The organism is Comamonas sp. Tr-654 (genome assembly GCF_011752915.1).
Taxonomy (GTDB): domain Bacteria; phylum Pseudomonadota; class Gammaproteobacteria; order Burkholderiales; family Burkholderiaceae_C; genus Comamonas.
This window is the reverse complement of sequence record NZ_VWWQ01000001.1, coordinates 299,025-318,484: the sequence shown is the minus strand read 5'-3', so window position 1 is coordinate 318,484 and position 19,460 is coordinate 299,025. Positions and strand designations below refer to the sequence as shown.

Genomic DNA, 19,460 nt, shown 5'->3' with positions numbered 1-19,460 from the left:
TTATGAAAATTGGGGACTCAGAATGCGGCCCCGAGCGGGATATCGATGCTTTGGTAGCAGACGGCAATGTAATGATGCAGGCGCTGCTGCTCATCACGCACTGCCGTCAGGGAAATCTGGTGTCGGTTCATGTCATGTTGCATGACGCATGGGCCCTGCCAGTGTCCTTTTCTGCCGATTTCCGTCCAGATCTGCGACCACTGAACATCCGAATCCTCATCGCCATGGATGAAAAGGCTGGAGAATTCCTTGTTCTTGGCGGCCTGGCGCTTCAAGCCGCTGATACGCGCAAAGGCCGGATTGATGTCCACGATTTTGCGATTCGCATCCAGTACCACCATGCCTTCGTGGGAATGGTCAAATACCGTGGCAGCGATATGCAGTTGGCGCTCGGTTCGCTTGTGGTCCGAGAGGTTGGTCAGAAGACCCACATACATCCGCTGGCCACGTGCCTCGGCCTGGCTCAATGCCAGACGCATTGGAACCAGCGTACCGTCCTTGTGCTGGCCCAACACCTCGGAAATCTTGTTCTGCAGGGGAGGGGCGTTATTGCGCTGGCCGGCTTCATGCTGCTCCAGATAGTAATCATGCTGGGTGACTAATGCGGCCGGCATGAGCATTTTCACGTTCTGGCCCAATACTTCCTCTGGGCTCCAGCCGAATATGACTTCCGCTGCCGGGTTGTAATCCGTCACACGGCCCTGATTGTCTATGCAGATAATTCCATCTGCAGCCATATTGACCAAGGCTTGCAATCTGGCCTCATTCATATCCACTTTCTGCCAGCGACTGCGGTAATGGATCAAGGCATTGGCCTGTGCAATCAGTCCTCCGAATAAAAGCGTAATCAGGGCAATCGTCAGTGCCAGAATCAGACGGTCGTTCGATGCTGCTGCATCATGGATCTCATGATCGGAAGTGACTCGCAGCGCCAGCATGGCTGTGTAATGCATGCCGGAGATTGCTGCGCCCATGGTGACAGCCGCCAATGTCTTGCGCCAATGGTCCTGCTTGAGCTTGAAGCGCGCCAGCCCGAAACGAACCCAGAGCGCAAGCGTAGCCAATGCAACGCCGACAACCAGGGAGATGAAAAACCAGGTGGCTGAATACTGGTGGGTTGCAGGCGTGCGCATTGCAGCCATGCCGCAGTAATGCATGGCTGCAATGCCTATGCCTACTGCCAATCCTCCCAAGATCAATTGCCTGATATTGAGCTCATTGTGAGTTAGCAAGGCGAGGGCGACTGCAGACGCAGCAATGCCGGGGACAATGGAAAGGACCGTGACCGTCAAATCATATTGAACCGTAGCATGCAGAGAATAAGCGAGCATGCCGATAAAGTGCATGGCCCATATGCCTATGCCTAATGCCAGCGATCCACTCACAATAGACCAGTAGCGCAATTGTCGTGAAGTGGCTGATCGGGCAAAAGACGCGTGGCGCAATGCCTGTCCTGAAGCAATCCAGCAAACAGCCAGCGACAGGATTACAAGCAAAGGGTCATATTCGCCCTTGATCAAGTGAGCGTCGGCAGAGGAGCCCCAGAAAAATTGCGCCAGCATGAATCATGATCCTGTAACACTGAAAGCACATTCAGTTACTTTGCGAGCATCGCATGAATCGGGTAATCCAATATTTCAAATTTGTAGGATAAATACCAAAGCGAATTTCCCATGGGCTGACAAAAAGGGACCCTCTAGATTGCCGCATCGAGTCCATTCGCGAAATGCTGCTGCACTGCGCTCATGGCGATTTTCGGATCGCGTTGCAGCAGGGCTTGCATGATGGCCTCGTGCTCTGCCAAAGAGTCTTCGATGCGGCCTTGCTTGAACAGCGACTTGTGGCGGTTGAGCTTCATGACTTTGCGCAAATCGGCTACCAGCTGGTTACGCCAGCGGTTATCGGCTATGTCGAGGATCTGCATGTGAAAGCTTTCGTTGAGCGCGAAAAATCGCTCGGCGTCGGCGGTGTTCAGCTTCAGTTCCTCATGGGTTTGCTGCAGACGCTGCAATTGTTCGTCCGTAGCCTTGCCGGCAACCTCGGCCGCTGCATCCGCTTCCAGCAGGCTCAGCAAGCGATAGACGTCGGAGATGTCCTTGCGTGAGACCTCGGTCACGTAGGCGCCCCGGCGCAGCTTCATGGTCACCAGACCTTCGGCTGCCAGCACCTTCAGTGCCTCACGCAGGGGCGTGCGGCTGATGCCGTATTCCTCGGCAATCTTCAGCTCGTCGATCCAGGCACCAGGTTCAAGCTCCCGCCGGAAGATGCGCTGGCGCAATTGCTCGGCGACCTGCTCATATAGCGCAAGAGGAGTAAGTGTTTTGCTTGTCATTACGCGTGATTATATGCTGCAAGTATTTTGAATTCATAATTATGAATCATGTACACTAAGCGCATCTAGGTAGTTCACCGCAATTCCAAACTTCACTGCGCGCACCGCATACGAGAGACAACATGAGCCAAGAGAATCCGGTACAGGACCCACAAGAATTTGCACCCGCTGATCTGCATGCCTGGAACAAGGCCGCCAACAAGGCGGCTCCTGGCGGTGATATCAACAACCTGAACTGGGTCACGCCGGACGGCATCACCGTTAAGCCGCTGTACACGGCCGAAGATACGCAAGATCTGCCATTCACCAACACGCTGCCGGGATTCGCCCCTTATATTCGCGGCCCCCAGGCCACCATGTATGCAGGGCGGCCCTGGACGATCCGTCAGTACGCGGGCTTTTCCACCGCCGAGGAATCCAACGCCTTCTATCGCAAGGCGCTGGCCGCCGGCGGTCAAGGTGTTTCTGTCGCTTTTGATCTGGCAACCCACCGCGGCTATGACTCCGATCACCCACGTGTGACGGGTGATGTAGGCAAGGCCGGCGTGGCGATCGACTCCGTCGAGGACATGAAGATCCTCTTCAACGAGATCCCCCTGGACAAGGTGTCTGTTTCCATGACCATGAATGGCGCCGTGCTGCCCGTGCTGGCCGGCTATGTGGTGGCTGCCGAGGAGCAGGGCGTCCCGCAGGACCAGCTCGCCGGAACGATTCAGAACGACATTCTGAAAGAGTTCATGGTGCGCAACACCTATATCTATCCGCCCAAGCCGTCGATGAAGATCATTGGCGACATCATCGAGTACACGAGCCAGAACATGCCCAAGTTCAACTCGATCTCGATCTCGGGCTATCACATGCAGGAAGCCGGCGCCAATCAGGCGCTGGAAATGGCTTTCACCCTGGCCGATGGCAAGGAATATGTGAAGACCGCCATTGCCAAGGGCATGGACGTGGATGCTTTCGCAGGCCGTCTATCCTTCTTCTGGGCCGTGGGCATGAATTTCTACCTGGAAGTGGCCAAGATGCGTGCCGCGCGCCTGCTGTGGTGCCGCATCATGAAGGGCTTTGACGCCAAGAACCCCAAGAGCCTGATGCTGCGCACGCACAGCCAGACGTCGGGCTGGTCGCTGACCGAGCAGGACCCTTACAACAACGTGGTCCGCACCACCATCGAAGCCATGGCAGCCGTGTTTGGCGGCACGCAGTCCCTGCACACCAATGCGTTGGACGAGGCCATTGCCCTGCCCACGGAATTCTCGGCCCGCATTGCCCGCAACACGCAGCTGATCATTCAGGAAGAGACCCATATCACCAACGTGATCGACCCCTGGGCTGGTTCCTACATGATGGAAAAGCTGACCCAGGAAATGGCCGACAAGGCCTGGGCCATCATCGAGGAAGTCGACGCCATGGGCGGCATGACTGCGGCCGTGGACAGCGGCTGGGCCAAGCTCAAGATCGAAGCCGCCGCCGCCGAGAAGCAGGCGCGTATCGATTCCGGCAAGGAAGTCATCGTCGGCGTCAACAAGTACAAGCTGGCCAAGGAAGATCCGGTCGACATCCTGGAAGTGGACAACGTCAAGGTGCGTGACAGCCAGATCGCGCGCCTCAAGAATATCAAGGCGAAGCGCGATGCAGCCCAGGTCGAAGCAGCGCTTGCTGCTATCACTGCTGCTGCAGAATCTGGCGAGGGCAACCTGCTGGACCTGTCCATCAAGGCCGTGCGCCTGCGTGCCACGGTCGGTGAAGTCTCCGACGCGATGGAAAAGGCGTTTGGTCGCCATCGCGCCGATACCCAGAAGGTGACTGGTGTGTATGCTGCCGCTTATGACTCGGCCGAAGGCTGGGACAAGCTCAAGGAAGAGATCAACACTGCTTCACAAGCCATGGGCCGACGCCCCCGCGTGATGATCGCCAAGCTGGGTCAGGACGGTCACGACCGCGGCGCCAAAGTGGTCGCAACCGCCTTTGCCGACCTGGGTTTCGACGTAGACATGGGGCCACTGTTCCAGACACCCGAAGAATGCGCTCGCCAGGCCATTGAGAACGATGTGCACGCTGTGGGGGTCTCCACTCTGGCCGCCGGTCACAAGACCCTGGTGCCGGCCATCATTGCGGAGCTCAAGAAGCAGGGGGCTGACGACATCATCGTCTTCGTGGGCGGAGTGATCCCCGCTCAGGACTATGATTTCCTCTACAACGCGGGCGTCAAGGGCGTATACGGCCCCGGCACCCCCATTCCTGCCAGCGCCAAGGATGTGCTGGAGCAGATCAAGAAGGCCAACGGCCTCTGATCGGCCGGCAAGCATCGATAGCAAAGGCGATCGCGACGTGACACCTGAGCAAATGCAAGACGGCATCCTGCGCGGCAACCCTGCCGTGCAGCGCCGGGCCATGGCCAAAGCCATTACCTTGCTTGAATCCTCCCGGGCCGACCATCGTGAACAGGCCGATGGTCTGCTCACCGCTCTGCTGCCGCACACGGGCAAGGCATTTCGCCTTGGCATCAGCGGCGTGCCGGGCGTCGGCAAATCCACCTTCATCGAAGCACTGGGCCTGTACCTGATAGAGAAGGGGCTGCGTGTGGCCGTGCTGGCGATCGATCCGTCCAGCACCGTCTCGGGCGGCTCCATCCTTGGCGACAAGACCCGCATGGAGCAACTGTCCATGCGGCTGGAGGCCTATATCCGCCCCAGCCCCAGCAGCGGCACGCTGGGCGGCGTGGCCGAAAAGACGCGCGAGGCCATGCTGGTCTGCGAAGCCGCCGGTTATGACGTGGTCATTGTCGAAACCGTGGGCGTTGGCCAGAGCGAGATCGCCGTGCACGGCATGACGGACATGTTCTGCGTGCTCCAGCTGCCCAACGCAGGCGACGACCTGCAGGCTATCAAAAAGGGCGTGATGGAGCTGGCCGACCTGGTGGTCATCAACAAGGCCGACATCGACCCCCATGCCGCCACGCGTGCACAGGCCCAGATCACATCGAGCCTGCGCCTGCTGGGCATGCACGGCAATCCCGATCATGCCAACACCGGCGCGCTGTGGCAGCCGCGTGTGCTGCAGATCAGTGCCTTGCTAGGGCAGGGGGTGGAGGGCTTCTGGGCTGCAGTCAGCAGCTTCAGGGAGCTGCAGACCGCGAACGGCCGCCTAGCCCTGCGCCGCGAGAAGCAGGCCCTGGCCTGGATGTGGGAGCGCATCGACTTCGGCCTCAAGCAGGCGTTTCGCCAGCACCCGCAGGTCAAGGCCCTGCTCCCCGTCCTTCAGGACGATGTGGCCTCGGGTCGCATCGCTGCCAGTACGGCAGCAAGAAATCTGCTTCTAGCGCAAATGCAGTAGGCGCTAGTAGCTCTTATTACCATAGCATCGCAGCATCACCATTGCGAGACAAGCAACCCAAATCACGTTAGAGGACAAGCATGCAAGACGATATCCTGAAGCAGCTGGAAGCCAAGCGAGAACTCGCTCGGTTGGGTGGGGGACAAAAGCGCATCGATGCGCAGCACAAGAAAGGCAAGCTGACGGCGCGCGAGCGTATCGAGCTGCTGCTGGACGACGGCACTTTTGAAGAATGGGATATGTTCGTGGAGCACCGCTGCACGGACTTCGGCATGGAAAACACCAAGATCCCCGGAGACGGCGTGGTCACCGGCTACGGCATGATCAACGGCCGTCTGGTCTTTGTGTTCAGCCAGGACTTCACGGTGTTCGGCGGTGCGCTGTCCGAAACCCATGCAGAGAAGATCTGCAAGGTGATGGACCAGGCCATGAAGGTCGGCGCTCCCGTCATCGGCCTCAATGATTCGGGCGGTGCGCGTATCCAGGAAGGCGTTGCCTCTCTGGGCGGCTATGCCGATGTGTTCCAGAAGAATGTGCTGGCCTCGGGCGTGGTGCCCCAGATCTCCATGATCATGGGCCCCAGTGCCGGCGGCGCCGTGTACTCGCCGGCCATGACCGACTTCATCTTCATGGTCAAGGACAGCTCCTATATGTTCGTGACCGGGCCCGAAGTCGTGAAGACCGTGACGCACGAGGAAGTCACGGCCGAAGAGCTGGGCGGGGCCATCACCCACACCGCCAAGAGCGGCGTGGCGGACATGGCTTTCGACAACGACGTGGAAGCACTGATGATGCTGCGTCGCCTCTACAACTACCTGCCCTTGAACAACAAGGAAAAGGCTCCTGTGCGCGAGACCACCGATCCCGTGGGTCGCGCCGATCTGTCGCTGGATACGCTGGTGCCCGAAAACGCCAACAAGCCCTACGACATGAAGGAGCTGATTCTCAAGACCGTGGACGATGGCGATTTCTTCGAGCTGCAGCCCGAGTACGCCAAGAACATCATTATCGGCTTTGCCCGCATGGCCGGTCAGACCGTGGGCGTCGTGGCCAACCAGCCCCTGGTGCTGGCCGGCTGCCTGGACATCAAGTCCTCCATCAAGGCCGCGCGCTTCGTGCGCTTTTGCGATGCCTTCAACATCCCCGTGGTCACCTTTGTGGACGTGCCCGGTTTCATGCCCGGCACTTCCCAGGAGTACGGCGGCATCATCAAGCACGGCGCCAAGCTGCTGTATGCGTATGCCGAAGCCACGGTGCCGAAGATCACCGTCATCACGCGCAAGGCCTATGGCGGCGCGTACGACGTGATGGCGTCCAAGCATTTGCGCGGTGACGTAAACCTGGCCTGGCCCCATGCCGAAATTGCCGTGATGGGCGCCAAGGGCGCGGTGGAGATCATCTTCCGTGAGGACAAGAACGATCCCGTCAAGCTGGCTGCACGCGAAGCGGAGTACAAGGAGCGCTTTGCCAACCCCTTCGTGGCCGGCGCCCGTGGCTTTATCGACGATGTGATCCAGCCGCACGAAACACGCAAGCGCATCTGCCGCTCGCTGGAGATGCTCAAGAACAAGCAGCTGGACAACCCTTGGCGCAAGCACGGGAACATCCCCCTGTAAGAACAAGAAGAACCAGGAGATATATCCATGTTTACCAAGATTCTGATTGCCAACCGCGGCGAGATCGCCTGCCGAGTCATCGCCACCGCCCGCAAGATGGGCATCCAGACCGTGGCGGTCTATTCCGACGCCGACAAGGACGCACGCCATGTCAAGCTGGCCGACGAGGCCGTGCGCCTGGGCCCCGCACCCAGCCGTGAGTCCTATCTGCTGGGCGAGAAAATCATTGAAGCCTGCAAGCAGACCGGCGCACAGGCGGTTCACCCCGGCTACGGTTTTCTCTCGGAGAACGAGGGCTTTGCCAGGCGCTGCGAAGAAGAGGGCATTGCCTTCATCGGCCCCAAGTCGCATTCCATTGCAGCCATGGGCGACAAGATCGCGTCCAAGAAGCTGGCCGGCGAAGCCCAGGTCAACACCATCCCCGGCTACAACGATGCCATTGCCGGCCCCGAGCAGGCCGTGGAAATCGCCAAGGGCATTGGATACCCGGTGATGATCAAGGCCTCGGCAGGTGGCGGCGGCAAGGGTTTGCGCGTGGCCTTCAATGACAAGGAAGCCTTTGAAGGTTTTGCCTCGTGCCAGAACGAAGCGCGCAACAGCTTTGGCGACGACCGCATCTTCATCGAGAAGTTCGTCCAGGAACCACGCCACATCGAAATCCAGATTCTGGGCGACAGCCACGGCAATGTGGTTTACCTGAACGAGCGTGAGTGCTCGATACAGCGCCGTCACCAGAAGGTGATCGAGGAAGCGCCTTCACCCTTCATCAGCGACGCCACCCGCAAGGCCATGGGCGAGCAGGCCGTGGCCCTGGCCAAGGCCGTCAAGTACCAGAGCGCTGGCACCGTGGAGTTCGTGGTCGGCAAGGACCAGGACTTCTACTTCCTCGAGATGAACACCCGTCTGCAGGTCGAGCACCCAGTGACCGAATGCATCACCGGACTCGATCTGGTCGAGCAGATGATTCGTGTGGCCGCTGGCGAAAAACTGTCCTTTGCCCAGGCCGATGTGAAACGCGACGGTTGGGCCATCGAGTGCCGTATCAACGCCGAAGACCCGTTCCGCAATTTCCTGCCTTCGACCGGCCGTCTGGTTCGCTTTGCGCCGCCCGAGCAGACCATGTGGCAGTCGGATACCGAGCACCTGAGCGGTGTGCGTGTGGATACCGGCGTCTACGACGGCGGCGAGATCCCCATGTACTACGACTCGATGATTGCCAAGCTCATCGTGCACGGCAAGGATCGCAACGACGCCATCGCCAAGGCCCGCGAAGCGCTCAACGGCTTCGCCATCCGCGGCATCAGCTCCAACATCCCGTTCCAGGCAGCTCTGCTGGCACACCCGGACTTTGTCTCGGGCAAGTTCAACACCGGCTTCATCGCCCAGCACTACGCCGACGGCTTCCATGCCGAGGACGTGCCCCACGATGATCCCGACTTCCTGGTCGCTCTGGCCCTGTTCCGCAATCGCCGCTACCGTGCGCGTGCATCGACCATCACCGGCCAGATGCAAGGCCATCAGGTGCAGGTGGGCGAGAAGTACACTGCCGTGGTTCTGGGGGCTGAAGGCCAGAACAAGTATGTGACTGGCGAGGTGACTGACTTCGATGCCCAGGCGCGCGTTTGCAAGGTCGTGATCGGCGAGAAGGCCTACGAGTTCCGCAGCAATGCCGATATTCGTGACCTGGTGGTGCGTGGCGTGTGCAACGGCAAGGCTTTCACCTGCCAGATCGAACGCGGCAACGGCAAGAACCCGCTGGCTCTGCGCGTCATCCACAACGGCACGCAAGCCGATGTGCTGGTGCTCTCGCCCAAGGGCGCCGAGATGCACAAGCTCATGCCTTACAAGGCCCCGCCCGACCTGTCCAAGTTCCTGCTCTCGCCCATGCCCGGCCTGCTGGTCGACGTGGCAGTGCAGCCCGGCCAGAAGGTGCAGGCCGGCGAGAAGCTGGCCGTCATCGAAGCCATGAAGATGGAGAACATCCTGTTTGCAGCGCAGGATGGTGTGGTCAGCAAGATCAGCGCCGCCAAGGGCGACTCGCTGGCGGTGGACGACATCATTCTGGAATTCGAGTGATGAGAGCTTTTCGGGGCCTCTGTCCAGAGCCGATATGGTCTGAGCATGAGGCTCCGAAGCAAAAGCCCGCACGGCTTTGGCTCTGCGGGCTTTCCAATTTTCAATAAGATCGGCTCTATCCTTTATCCAGACTCAGCTAGTAGCTATGACATTGAAAGCAGATACAACGATTTCCCGCCCTGCCAGATTGGCCCGTGCGCTGCTGGCTCTATTGGGGACGCTGCTGCTTGTCGATGCTCTGGTACTGATGGGCATGGGGCATTTCAATGTCGGCGTGGTGTTGCCCGCCGGCTTGGGCGCTGCGGCTTTGGGGCTGAGCTGGAAATGGCAGGCCGTGCAGCACTGGCGTGCAGTCAGGCCCTTGCATGCAAGGCTCTGGTCGCTTGCCTGGGCGGGCCTGGCGCTGTGGCTGATCAGCCTTTTCTGGTTCTGGGGCCACCTTTTCGGTCTGGGCCTTGCGCCGCAGCAAGTGCCGCCCGTGCAATCCATCGTGGTGCTGGGCAGCGGCACGCTCGATGGTCATCCCAGGCCGGTTCTGGCTGCGCGACTGGATACGGCAGCAGAACTGGCCAAACTGCAGCCCCAGGCCTTGGTCGCTGTTTGCGGCGGTGTCGATTGGGGTGAAAAAGAGTCTGAGGCCGAGGTCATGGCTCGCTATCTGCAGCAGCGTCACGGTATTGCTGCGCAGCGGCTGGTGCTGGAAAAGCTCAGTACCAGTACCGAGCTGAACCTCAAACTCAGCCGGCCCTTGCTGGCCGAGCGCGGCGTGGCCGCGGATTCACCCATGGCCATGGTTAGCAGCGACTTTCACCTGATGCGTGCCATGAACATTGCAAAGCGGCAGGATCTGCCTCAGGTCTATCCCGTGGCAGCTCCAACCCCTCTGGCCACGCGTTTCAATGCCTGGCTGCGCGAATACTTTGCCATGGCCAGCAGCTGGTTGCTGGGCGAGGTCTGATATTTCAATAAAAACCGGCTCTGGTGCTTACCAATATTGCGCCTTAAGCTATCAATCAAGGAGTAATTCATGAGCAATCGTCCTTTCAAGGTTCTGGGCATTCAGCAAGTCGCCGTCGGTGGCACCGACAAACAGCGCATGAAAAAGCTGTGGGTGGACATGCTTGGTCTTGAACAGACCGGCACCTTCCAGAGCGAGCGCGAGAATGTGGACGAGGACATCCTGGCCATGGGGCGGGGCGCGATGAAGGTGGAAGTGGACATCATGCAGCCCATGGACATCGAGAAAAAGCCCGCCGTGCACGCCACGCCGCTGAACCACATCGGCTTGTGGATCGACGACCTGCCCAAGGCCGTGGAATGGCTGACCGCAAATGGCGTGCGATTTGCTCCCGGCGGTATCCGCAAGGGAGCAGCAGGCTATGACATCACTTTTCTGCACCCCAAGAGCAATGACGAGTTTCCGATTGCCGGCGAGGGCGTGCTGATTGAGCTGGTGCAGGCTCCGGCCGACGTGATTGCGGCGCTGGGCTGAGTGCTTCAGGCACCGGCAGCCAGATTGCAACAGCGTAATAGCTGCGATTATTCTCAGAACTGATAGCCGAGCCTGATCCCGAAAGCCGTGGCGGACTCGGCATCAAATGCCGCCAGGGTCGTGCCGCCGCTGGAGATATTTACTGAGCCCAGACGCTGGTAGCTCAGCCAGGGCGTGAGCTTGAACTGTCCTTGCTGATAGCTCACCCCCACCGTGTAGCCGAGACGGCCATCGGTGGGGCGCAATGGCGACAATGCAGCCTTGTCGCTGCGCTTGTCATAAGCCACGGCGACAAAGCCGGACCAGTTCGCCGTCAGCCTCTGCCCAAGACCCAGCGTGTAGGTGGTAGTGTCCTCCATGTCCGCCAGGCTGCGGCCAGGGAGTACCGCCGCCAGGGTCTGCGGATACAGCCTGAATTGCGACCAGTTGGTCCAGCGAACCTGTCCAAAGAGCAGGGTGCCTGGCGTGATACCTGTCTGGATATCCAGGTTCAAGCTTTGCGGGGCAGTCGATGCCGTCCTCGTTTCGCTTGGCCATAGGTTTTCACGGGTCGCGATCTTGTGCTTGATCGCCGAGTAATAGGTTGCAGCGACGCGCAAAGCCATATCCGGGCGCTCATAGCTCATGCCCAGCAAGTAGCCTGGCTCGGTACTGGGTCTGAAATCCACCCGGTACCCATTGAGCACTCCAAATACCATCCCCCCCAGGGCGACATGTCCTTCGGTGCGTTGCAGTCGCAGACCGCCATGCACGGCCCAGTGCTCATCCCAGCGGTAACGTAGCGCTCCCATGAGCTCATGGCTGCTCACGCGGGCCTGCGTGCCGCCAAAAAGAGGCGATTGCAGCGGGCTGTAAGCGATGTCAAGGCCGAAAGGCTTGCTCAACATCAGCAGCAACGAGGTGCGTGGATTCACATCCTGCTTGTATGCAAAGCCCCATTGGGTGTAATCGTCAGCCACCTGTCCGGTGGACTTGCCCAGGGCATCCGTGCCCTGGATCCGGGGCCGAACCGTATAGGTCTCTACGGAAAGATAGCGACCGTTCTCAAATAGAGGCCCGAGATCCTGGCCTGTTCTATCAAGGCCGCCGGCCTGGGCGCAGAGCCCCCACATCATGGCTGCACAGCCAGCACCCGCTTTTGCTTTTCTCAACGCCTGCTCCAACGCTCTGATTCCAGTTGCATGAATGTAATTTAATGTGTCCAAGTGACAGGCGCATAGGTCTAATTGGAGGATGCAGTCTCGTGCAGTTGACGCTTTCGGGGCTCTAGAGAGCTATCAACGTGGCTTATGCTGCGGAACCCCAAAGCCACGCAGAAAAATGCCTCCCATCTCGACTGCTCTCACGACCGCTTACTACGACCGCCAATACAACGCCCGCGCCAGCGTGCAGGATCCGCTGGAGTATCTGGCGCGCTACACGCAGGAAAGCCAGGCTGCATTTGCCTTGTCCGGTGCAGTTCGCAACCAGCGCTACAGCCCCAGGGCTACGGATGTTCTGGATATCTATCTGCCCCCAGCTCAGGCAGGCGAAGCACAAGCCGCGCCTGTTTTCATCTTCATCCATGGCGGCTACTGGAAGGCTTTGGGCAAGGATGATTCGGCTTTCATGGCACCGGCGCTGACTCAGAAGGGCGCCATCGTTGTTGTGCCTGACTACGACCTGGCCCCGTCCGTCACGCTGGACCATATCGTCGATCAGATGCGTCAGGCCTATTCCTGGGTGGTACGCAATATCGCCATCTACGGCGGTGATGCCCGCAATATCTGTGTCTGCGGAAGCTCGGCCGGAGGACATCTGGCGGGCATGCTGCTGGCCAAGGACTGGCAACAAGACTACGACTTGCCAGCGCAGGCCGTGCCCCGCTCAGCACTGACCTTGAGCGGCCTGTTCGACCTTCAGCCGCTGCTGGCAACCCATATCAACGGCTGGATGCAGCTCGACGACGCTGGCGCCATACGCAACAGTCCCCGCTTTCTGCTACCCGATGCGAGTACCCATGCTCAATGCCAGTTGCGCGTGAGCTGTGGGGAGTTTGAAAGCCATGAATTCAAGCGCCAGTCGCGCGAATACCTGGCTGCGTGGCAGGCGCGTTGTCTGCCGGGGCAATGGGTGGAGGCGCCGGCTACCAACCACTTTGATTTGCCACTGCAACTGGCCGATCCGCAATCCGCCATTCATCAGACTGCGCTGCAGCTGATGGGGCTTGATCAGTCCTCGTCCAGCATGCGCGCGGCCTGATTGTTGAGTGCCGAGTCGGCCCGGAAGTAGCCGAGTACGGTGTTCACGCTATGGTGCCCGGTCAATGCCATGGTGTCAGCCAGCGGCAGATTGCGCCTGCCGGCTTCGGTCACAAATCCCGAGCGTAGCGAGTGTGCCGAAAAGTCTCCTTCCACACCAGCCAGCGCACAGCGTTCTTTGACGATGTTGCGCACCGCAGCGGGAGTCAGTGGCTCTGCCACATGGCCGCCTTTGCGGATGCGCCTGAAGATAGGACCTTCTGTGATCCGCGCAGCATCCAGCCATGCTCTCAAGGCAATGGCTGCACGGCCGGTAACGGGCTTGTGATTTTCGGGGGCATCGGTGCCGCTCTGATTGGTCTTGCTATGGCTCAGGGTGTAGATGAATTCCCCATTAGCCACTGTGCGCAGGAAACGCATATCGGCGCCAGCCACTTCGGAACGGCGACGCCCGCCACTGGCCCAGGCAAACAGTAGCAGCGCCCGGTCGCGCAGGCCGCGCAAGCTTTCGTCGCAGCTTGCCAGCAACTCCTCCAGCACATCGCGCGTCAGCGCCTCTTTCTTCTGTGGCAACTCACCGCGCCTTGCATAGGCCTTGCGCGTGCGTGACATCAACTCTCTGACTGCCCCGTCCTGACAGGGGTTGGACATGGCATGCACCTGATGTGCCTTGGACATCACGGCCATGCGGTGCACCAGGGTGTTGTGTGAAGGTGCCCCTTTTTTGCCCTTGTAGCCGGCAGCTACCAGGGCTTCGTCGATCTCGGGCGGCATTTCATTGAGCAGGCCGGCACCACTCTGCCTCTGGGCATGATCGATGATGAACTGCAGCACGGTAGCCACCTGTAGCGGCAGTTGCATGGGCTGCCCCATGCGCAGCAGATGCCAGGCCGCCCAGTAACGCATGGCGCTTTGATAACTGCTGCGCGTGTTGCGGGATTCGCCTTCATGCATCAGTTCCTTGATGGCCTCATGCGCTTCGGGTGCCAGGGCGGCTGGCGGCATATCCAGTACCTGTAGGCGGTTGGTATCAAAGGCCGCTGGAGCAGGGAAGGGCGAGGGCTTGCGTGAATCCATGATGCTATTTTCGCCCTGACTTTGCATGCCCGCTGAAATCGATGTGCCGCTCCTGAGCTGTCGGGTAAGGCGGTGCAGCGCCGCCGACCGTGTTGTCCTGGCTGTCTTTATCCACGCCAATTCAGGTGGTTTCAACTCTGTACGCAAGCCTGTGGCTGATGGCAGCTATCGCTTGCATCAATGACAGCGATCTGGGTGCAGCCTGGTGCCAGGCCGCCCTAATCACGGCCCTGGCAGAACAACCAGTATGTGCAGGCAAAAGAAATTGCTCTCGCTCGAACGTCGAACGGACTTCACCCTGAATCGAAGGGATAAAACGGGTTAATGTATGTTGTCATCTGTATGAAAATTTCTTACGTAATATTTAATACATAAGATGTACTATATATTACGTAATCAATTGATAGATCACGATAACAATCACTTATCGTTAGTTATTTAAAGAATAGATATGAATACAAGCAAAACTACGTCCAGGGGCGTCCAGGAGTCCGATGTCTGGGCTGCAGCCGATGTCTTGATTGCCCAGGGTCTGCGTCCAACCATAGAGCGCGTGCGCCAGCAGATAGGGCGCGGCTCTCCGAATACGGTCAGTCCCATGCTGGAGACCTGGTTTGCCACGCTGGGGCGTCGCCTGGGGGTTGCGGGAGAACAGGACCCATCCGTGCTGCAATCGGTGCCGGACCCTGTGCAGCGCCTTGCCGAAGAGCTCTGGAATACGGCACAGGAAGAGGCGAAAGCCGCCGCCAGCAAGGCCTTGGATCTTCGTGAACAGGCTTTGAAAGTCGAGGAGCAGGCTTTTGTGGCACAGCAGGAGCAACTAGCACAACGCCAGGCCACTATGGAAGCGCAAAAAGACGCGCTGAATCAAGCCCTGCAGACAGCTCAGAATCACGCCCAGGACCTGGCGCGTCGACTGGACGAGATGCAGCAGACGCTGCAGGAGCGCGATCAGCGCCTGGAAGAACTGCGTGACGAGTTGGGCAATGCCGTTCGCCAGCGTGAGTTGCAGCAGCAAAAGCACAGCGAAGAAATTCAGTCCGCTGCGGCGGAACGCCAGCGCATGGCCGAGCAATACGCGGGAAACGAGCGCCATATGCTCAACGAGGTTGATCGTGCACGCCAGGAACTCACGACAGCGAGAAAAAGCCTGCAGGACCAGGAGCGCAAGTCCGAGTCACGCTATCAGGAGATGCAAGGCCGCCTGGAGCAATCGGAGCAGGAGATCTTGAATCTGCATGCCCAGTTGCAGACAGCCCAGAACACCGCAGCCCTGGCGCAGGAGCGTGCAGTCGATCTCAAGAATCTGCTGGAGGCTCAGCAAAGAATTGCGGCCGCAGCCACGGCCCCAGATTCGAATGCGGCTCAACCTCTGGCGCGTCGAAGCAATCTCGCGGCGACCCGCCGCTCCATCAACCGGCGAACCTTGCGCTAGGCAATATCCGGCAGTCCCGCAACGGCCCAATCCGGTTTGTTTTCTATGCCGCCGCACGGGCCGCCTCTTATTGCGGTGGCTTGTCAATCTCCTCTGCGCACGCCGAGCCATAGCGGCCCAGCCATGACTATCCTGAAATAATTAATCGGTAACGTCCTACATTTCGGTACGCTTTTGTCTTTAATAGTGGTGGGAAATAGAAGAAGACAAGAACCAACCCGCCAATGGATGCGACATCAGTTTTGAGATGGGCGATCTCGATGCACGCTTCCTAGTAGCAAACCGCTTTCTCCTGAGTTCAAGCATTTCCAGGTCCTGGTATTGGTGCCTGGACGGACTTTCTGTTGCTTGATCCTTTTATCCGGAAGTAGAGGTGGCCATGGATTTACTCAAAAGCATTTTTCACCAATCACCGGAGGCGGCTCTTTTTGCGTCTCTGGCCCTGGGATACTGGGTCGGAAAGTTTCGCTTTGGATCATTCCAGCTGGGGGGTGTGGCAGGCTCCTTATTGGCAGCGGTCTTGATCAGCCAGATCGGCATTCAGATAGATTCAGGCATCAAGGCTGTCCTTTTCGCATTGTTCATATATGCCGTAGGCTTTGAAAGCGGTCCGCAATTCTTCAATTCTCTGGGGCGCCATTCGGTCAAGGAAATCATGATGGCCGTCGTGGTCGCCTTGTCCGGTTTGATCACGGTGGTGGTGATTGCCAGGGTATTCGGTCTGGACAAAGGACTGGCTGCAGGTCTTGCGGCCGGTGGGCTGACGCAGTCGGCAATCATTGGAACGGCTGGTTCTGCGATTGAGAAACTCGGGCTCTCAGGTGAGGAGGTGCAGCGCATGCAGGCCAACGTTGCCATCGGCTATGCGGTCACCTATATATTCGGCTCCTTCGGGGCCATCATCATGTGCGTTAATGTCCTGCCATGGATTACCGGACGCAATATCCGGGACGACGCGGTTCAGGCCGAGCAGGAGCAGCTCAAAGGCGTTCGGGTCTATGGCGTGGGTGAATCGCCAGCGGCCCCCGATCTGGTGGGCCGTATTTTCCGCGTTGCCCAATCAGGCAAAACCGTGGCCGATCTTGAAGCCGGGGGGACCCAGGGCAGGGTGACGGTGGAGCGCATTCAGCGAAAGAACGCCCTGGTCGGCGTGGACCCCAGCCTGGTCCTTGAGGCCGGCGACATTGTTTTGCTGGTCGGACGCCGCCCCGCCGTGGTGTCTCTGGGCCAGACAGTAGGCGATGAACTGCCCGGAGCCCAGGGCATGGACGTGGTGATGGTGCGTCGCGATGTGGCCATTTCCAATGCCCAGTATCTGAACCGCAGCGTCAAGGACATTCTGGACAGCCTGTCTCAGGACCTCAAGCACGGTGTCTATGCCGAGGGCTTGATTCGCGCGGGATCGCCGGTTCCCATCACTGCGCAGACCATGGTGATGCCCGGCGATGTGGTCACCTTGTTCGGCACACCTCAGGATGTTCAGAAGGCTGCCCAGGCCGCCGGCCCCATCATTGTTCCCAGCGACAAGACCGACTGGGTGTTCCACGGCTTCGGCATTGTCGTCGGCCTGCTGATCGGTCTGCTGGTGCTGCGCATAGGCGCCATTCCCATCACCTTGGGCAGCGGTGGCGGTGCCTTGCTCTCGGGCCTACTGTTTGGTTGGTGGCGTAGCCGCAAGCACACCATGGGCAATATGCCGACAAGCGCCTCGACATTGCTGCGCGATCTGGGGCTGGCCGGTTTTGTGGCCATGGTGGGCCTGCAGTCCGGCCAGCAGGCGGTCAGCACGGTCATGGAGCAAGGCTTGACGCTGTTCATGCTGGGCGTTCTGGTCACGATCATTCCGCTGCTGATTGCCATTTTGTTCGGCAAGTATGTGCTGCGTTACGACAACGTGGCCGTGTTCGCAGGCTCACTGTCCGGCGCACGCAGTGCCAACCCCGCATTTGGCGAAGTTCTGGACAAGGCCGGCAATTCAATCCCCACCACCCCGTTTGCAATCACTTATGCCTTGGCCAACGTGTTCCTGACGTTGTTGGGTCCGCTGGTCATCGCCTTTGCGTGAAACCCTGAACTGATTCACTAGGACGAATGGAAGGAGTTGCGATATGAGCAAGGATTATCAGAGTCTGGCGAACTTGAGCCCGTTCGAGCTCAAGGATGAGTTGATCAAGATCGCCTCGGGCGACGGAAACCGTCTCATGCTCAATGCGGGGCGGGGCAATCCCAATTTTCTGGCAACCACACCGAGAAGAGCATTTTTCCGTCTGGGCTTGTTCGCTGCTGCCGAGTCGGAGCTTTCGTATTCTTATATGACCACGGTGGGCGTTGGGGGCCTGGCAAAGATCGAGGGTATAGAAGGGCGCTTCGAGCGTTATATTGCCGAAAACCGCGATCAGGAAGGCGTGCGCTTTCTCGGTAAATCCCTGAGCTATGTGCGCGATCAGCTGGGTCTGGATCCCGCCGAGTTTCTCCATGAAATGGTCGACGGCATTCTGGGCTGCAATTACCCGGTGCCACCGCGCATGCTGAAAATCAGCGAGAAAATCGTGCGCCAGTACATCATCCGCGAAATGGCCGGCGATTCCATGCCGGGCGAATCCGTGGAATTGTTTGCCGTCGAGGGCGGCACGGCCGCCATGGCCTATATCTTCGAGAGCATGAAGGTCAACGGCCTGCTCAAGGCCGGTGACAAGGTGGCCATCGGCATGCCGGTTTTCACACCGTATATAGAAATTCCGGAGCTGGCCCAGTATGCGCTGGAGGAGGTGGCCATCAATGCCGACCCGGCCCTCAACTGGCAATATCCGGATTCCGAGCTGGACAAGCTCAAGGATCCAGCCATCAAGATCTTCTTCTGCGTGAACCCCAGCAATCCGCCATCGGTAAAGATGGACGAGCGCAGCCTGGAGCGTGTGCGCAAGATCGTGGCCGAACATCGACCGGATCTGATGATCCTCACCGATGACGTTTATGGCACGTTTGCCGATGGCTTTCAGTCGCTCTTTGCAATTTGCCCGGCCAACACTTTGTTGGTCTATTCGTTCTCCAAATACTTTGGTGCCACCGGCTGGCGTCTGGGTGTGGTGGCTGCCCACAAGGAAAACATCTTCGACCTGGCATTGGGCAAGCTGCCTGAGTCCGAGAAAACAGAGCTCGATCATCGCTATCGTTCACTGCTGCCCGATGTGCGTTCATTGAAGTTCATCGATCGCCTGGTTGCCGACAGCCGCGCGGTTGCCTTGAACCACACGGCCGGTCTGTCCACGCCCCAGCAGGTTCAGATGACCTTGTTCTCGCTGTTTGCGCTCATGGACGAGAGCGACCAGTACAAGCACACGCTCAAGCAACTGATACGACGTCGTGAAGCAACGCTGTATCGTGAGTTGGGCACGCCTCCGCAAAGAGACGAAAATGCGGTCGATTACTACACCTTGATCGACCTGCAGGACGTGACCTCCAAGCTTTATGGCGAAGCATTCTCGCAATGGGCGGTCAAGCAGTCCTCGACTGGCGACATGCTGTTCCGGATTGCCGATGAAACCGGAATCGTGCTCCTGCCGGGACGCGGCTTTGGATCGGACCGTCCATCGGGACGCGCCTCCTTGGCCAATCTCAACGAGTATGAGTACGCGGCCATAGGTCGTGCGCTGCGCAAAATGGCTGACGAACTGTACGCGCAATACACCGAGCAAGGCAAAAAGCGCTGACGGTGAAGGGCTTGCCTGAATGGCCATGAGTGATCCTCTTGGCCACATTCAGGCTGCGGTGCGGTGCATCAAGGCTTTGCGGCACCGTCACTCGCAAAAAGCCTGCCCGGCCGCCATGCATTTGAAAAGAGGCTTCGGGCCTC

14 protein-coding genes are annotated in these 19,460 nt (G+C 59.0%); 10 read left to right on the top strand and 4 right to left on the bottom strand.

Translation table 11 applies throughout. The features are described from left to right. Positions 1-17: 17 nt before the first annotated feature. Together F3J24_RS01300 and F3J24_RS01295 are read right to left on the bottom strand one after the other, a co-directional pair. Positions 18-1,562 (bottom strand): MHYT domain-containing protein, encoded by a 1,545-nt coding sequence (locus F3J24_RS01300; RefSeq protein WP_167002062.1) that lies wholly within the window; start codon positions 1,560-1,562, stop codon positions 18-20. 134 nt (positions 1,563-1,696) lie between these two features. After that, the gene (locus F3J24_RS01295; protein WP_167002060.1) at positions 1,697-2,332 is read right to left on the bottom strand and encodes a GntR family transcriptional regulator; all 636 of its coding nucleotides are present in this window, start codon (positions 2,330-2,332) and stop codon (positions 1,697-1,699) included. Between the two features lie 122 nt (positions 2,333-2,454). On the opposite strand from F3J24_RS01295, the gene scpA reads away from it, so the two are divergent. The 6 genes from scpA (at position 2,455) to F3J24_RS01265 (ending at position 10,855) form a co-directional block, all read left to right on the top strand. After that, positions 2,455-4,629 (top strand): methylmalonyl-CoA mutase, encoded by a 2,175-nt coding sequence (gene scpA / locus F3J24_RS01290; protein ID WP_167002058.1) that lies wholly within the window; start codon positions 2,455-2,457, stop codon positions 4,627-4,629. Positions 4,630-4,666: 37 nt separating this feature from the next. Beyond that, positions 4,667-5,671 carry a methylmalonyl Co-A mutase-associated GTPase MeaB gene (gene meaB / locus F3J24_RS01285; protein ID WP_199406945.1) on the top strand — a complete coding sequence of 335 codons (1,005 nt, stop codon included), beginning with the start codon at positions 4,667-4,669 and terminating at the stop codon, positions 5,669-5,671. Positions 5,672-5,751: 80 nt separating this feature from the next. After that, positions 5,752-7,287: an acyl-CoA carboxylase subunit beta gene (locus tag F3J24_RS01280; RefSeq protein ID WP_167002055.1), complete on the top strand. Its 1,536-nt coding sequence runs from the start codon at positions 5,752-5,754 to the stop codon at positions 7,285-7,287. Between the two features lie 27 nt (positions 7,288-7,314). After that, positions 7,315-9,363, top strand: a complete 2,049-nt coding sequence (locus F3J24_RS01275) for an acetyl/propionyl/methylcrotonyl-CoA carboxylase subunit alpha (protein WP_167002053.1) — start codon at positions 7,315-7,317, stop codon at positions 9,361-9,363. 145 nt (positions 9,364-9,508) lie between these two features. After that, the gene (locus F3J24_RS01270) at positions 9,509-10,321 is read left to right on the top strand and encodes a YdcF family protein (protein ID WP_167002051.1); all 813 of its coding nucleotides are present in this window, start codon (positions 9,509-9,511) and stop codon (positions 10,319-10,321) included. Between the two features lie 69 nt (positions 10,322-10,390). Further along, positions 10,391-10,855 (top strand): VOC family protein, encoded by a 465-nt coding sequence (locus F3J24_RS01265; RefSeq protein WP_167002049.1) that lies wholly within the window; start codon positions 10,391-10,393, stop codon positions 10,853-10,855. Between the two features lie 53 nt (positions 10,856-10,908). Here F3J24_RS01265 and F3J24_RS01260 read toward each other — a convergent pair whose 3' ends face one another. Next, positions 10,909-12,006: an OmpP1/FadL family transporter gene (locus F3J24_RS01260; protein ID WP_240154198.1), complete on the bottom strand. Its 1,098-nt coding sequence runs from the start codon at positions 12,004-12,006 to the stop codon at positions 10,909-10,911. Between the two features lie 169 nt (positions 12,007-12,175). On the opposite strand from F3J24_RS01260, the gene F3J24_RS01255 reads away from it, so the two are divergent. Next, on the top strand, positions 12,176-13,096 hold the full coding sequence (locus F3J24_RS01255; protein ID WP_167002047.1) for an alpha/beta hydrolase: 921 nt from the start codon (positions 12,176-12,178) through the stop codon (positions 13,094-13,096). Here F3J24_RS01255 and F3J24_RS01250 read toward each other — a convergent pair. Continuing rightward, positions 13,066-14,172, bottom strand: coding sequence for a site-specific integrase (locus tag F3J24_RS01250; protein ID WP_167002045.1), 1,107 nt, complete (start codon positions 14,170-14,172; stop codon positions 13,066-13,068). The two genes, F3J24_RS01255 and F3J24_RS01250, sit on opposite strands and share 31 nt — an antisense overlap. A 451-nt stretch (positions 14,173-14,623) precedes the next feature. On the opposite strand from F3J24_RS01250, the gene F3J24_RS01245 reads away from it, so the two are divergent. The 3 genes from F3J24_RS01245 (at position 14,624) to aspD (ending at position 19,317) form a co-directional block, all read left to right on the top strand. Continuing rightward, entirely contained in the window at positions 14,624-15,607 is a 984-nt protein-coding gene (locus F3J24_RS01245) for a DNA-binding protein (protein WP_167002043.1), read from the top strand. Between the two features lie 379 nt (positions 15,608-15,986). Then, positions 15,987-17,672 (top strand): aspartate-alanine antiporter, encoded by a 1,686-nt coding sequence (gene aspT, locus F3J24_RS01240; protein WP_167002041.1) that lies wholly within the window; start codon positions 15,987-15,989, stop codon positions 17,670-17,672. 43 nt (positions 17,673-17,715) lie between these two features. Further along, positions 17,716-19,317 carry an aspartate 4-decarboxylase gene (gene aspD / locus F3J24_RS01235; RefSeq protein WP_167002039.1) on the top strand — a complete coding sequence of 534 codons (1,602 nt, stop codon included), beginning with the start codon at positions 17,716-17,718 and terminating at the stop codon, positions 19,315-19,317. Positions 19,318-19,460: the final 143 nt, after the last annotated feature.

What these genes read in the sequence shown, in the direction of transcription:
- F3J24_RS01300 (WP_167002062.1), bottom strand. Translation starts at nt 1,562, where the DNA reads ATGCTGGCGCAATTTTTCTGGGGCTCCTCTGCCGACGCTCACTTGATC.
- F3J24_RS01295 (WP_167002060.1), bottom strand. Translation starts at nt 2,332, where the DNA reads ATGACAAGCAAAACACTTACTCCTCTTGCGCTATATGAGCAGGTCGCC.
- scpA (WP_167002058.1), top strand. Translation starts at nt 2,455, where the DNA reads ATGAGCCAAGAGAATCCGGTACAGGACCCACAAGAATTTGCACCCGCT.
- F3J24_RS01280 (WP_167002055.1), top strand. Translation starts at nt 5,752, where the DNA reads ATGCAAGACGATATCCTGAAGCAGCTGGAAGCCAAGCGAGAACTCGCT.
- F3J24_RS01275 (WP_167002053.1), top strand. Translation starts at nt 7,315, where the DNA reads ATGTTTACCAAGATTCTGATTGCCAACCGCGGCGAGATCGCCTGCCGA.
- F3J24_RS01270 (WP_167002051.1), top strand. Translation starts at nt 9,509, where the DNA reads ATGACATTGAAAGCAGATACAACGATTTCCCGCCCTGCCAGATTGGCC.
- F3J24_RS01265 (WP_167002049.1), top strand. Translation starts at nt 10,391, where the DNA reads ATGAGCAATCGTCCTTTCAAGGTTCTGGGCATTCAGCAAGTCGCCGTC.
- F3J24_RS01255 (WP_167002047.1), top strand. Translation starts at nt 12,176, where the DNA reads ATGCCTCCCATCTCGACTGCTCTCACGACCGCTTACTACGACCGCCAA.
- F3J24_RS01250 (WP_167002045.1), bottom strand. Translation starts at nt 14,172, where the DNA reads ATGGATTCACGCAAGCCCTCGCCCTTCCCTGCTCCAGCGGCCTTTGAT.
- F3J24_RS01245 (WP_167002043.1), top strand. Translation starts at nt 14,624, where the DNA reads ATGAATACAAGCAAAACTACGTCCAGGGGCGTCCAGGAGTCCGATGTC.
- aspT (WP_167002041.1), top strand. Translation starts at nt 15,987, where the DNA reads ATGGATTTACTCAAAAGCATTTTTCACCAATCACCGGAGGCGGCTCTT.
- aspD (WP_167002039.1), top strand. Translation starts at nt 17,716, where the DNA reads ATGAGCAAGGATTATCAGAGTCTGGCGAACTTGAGCCCGTTCGAGCTC.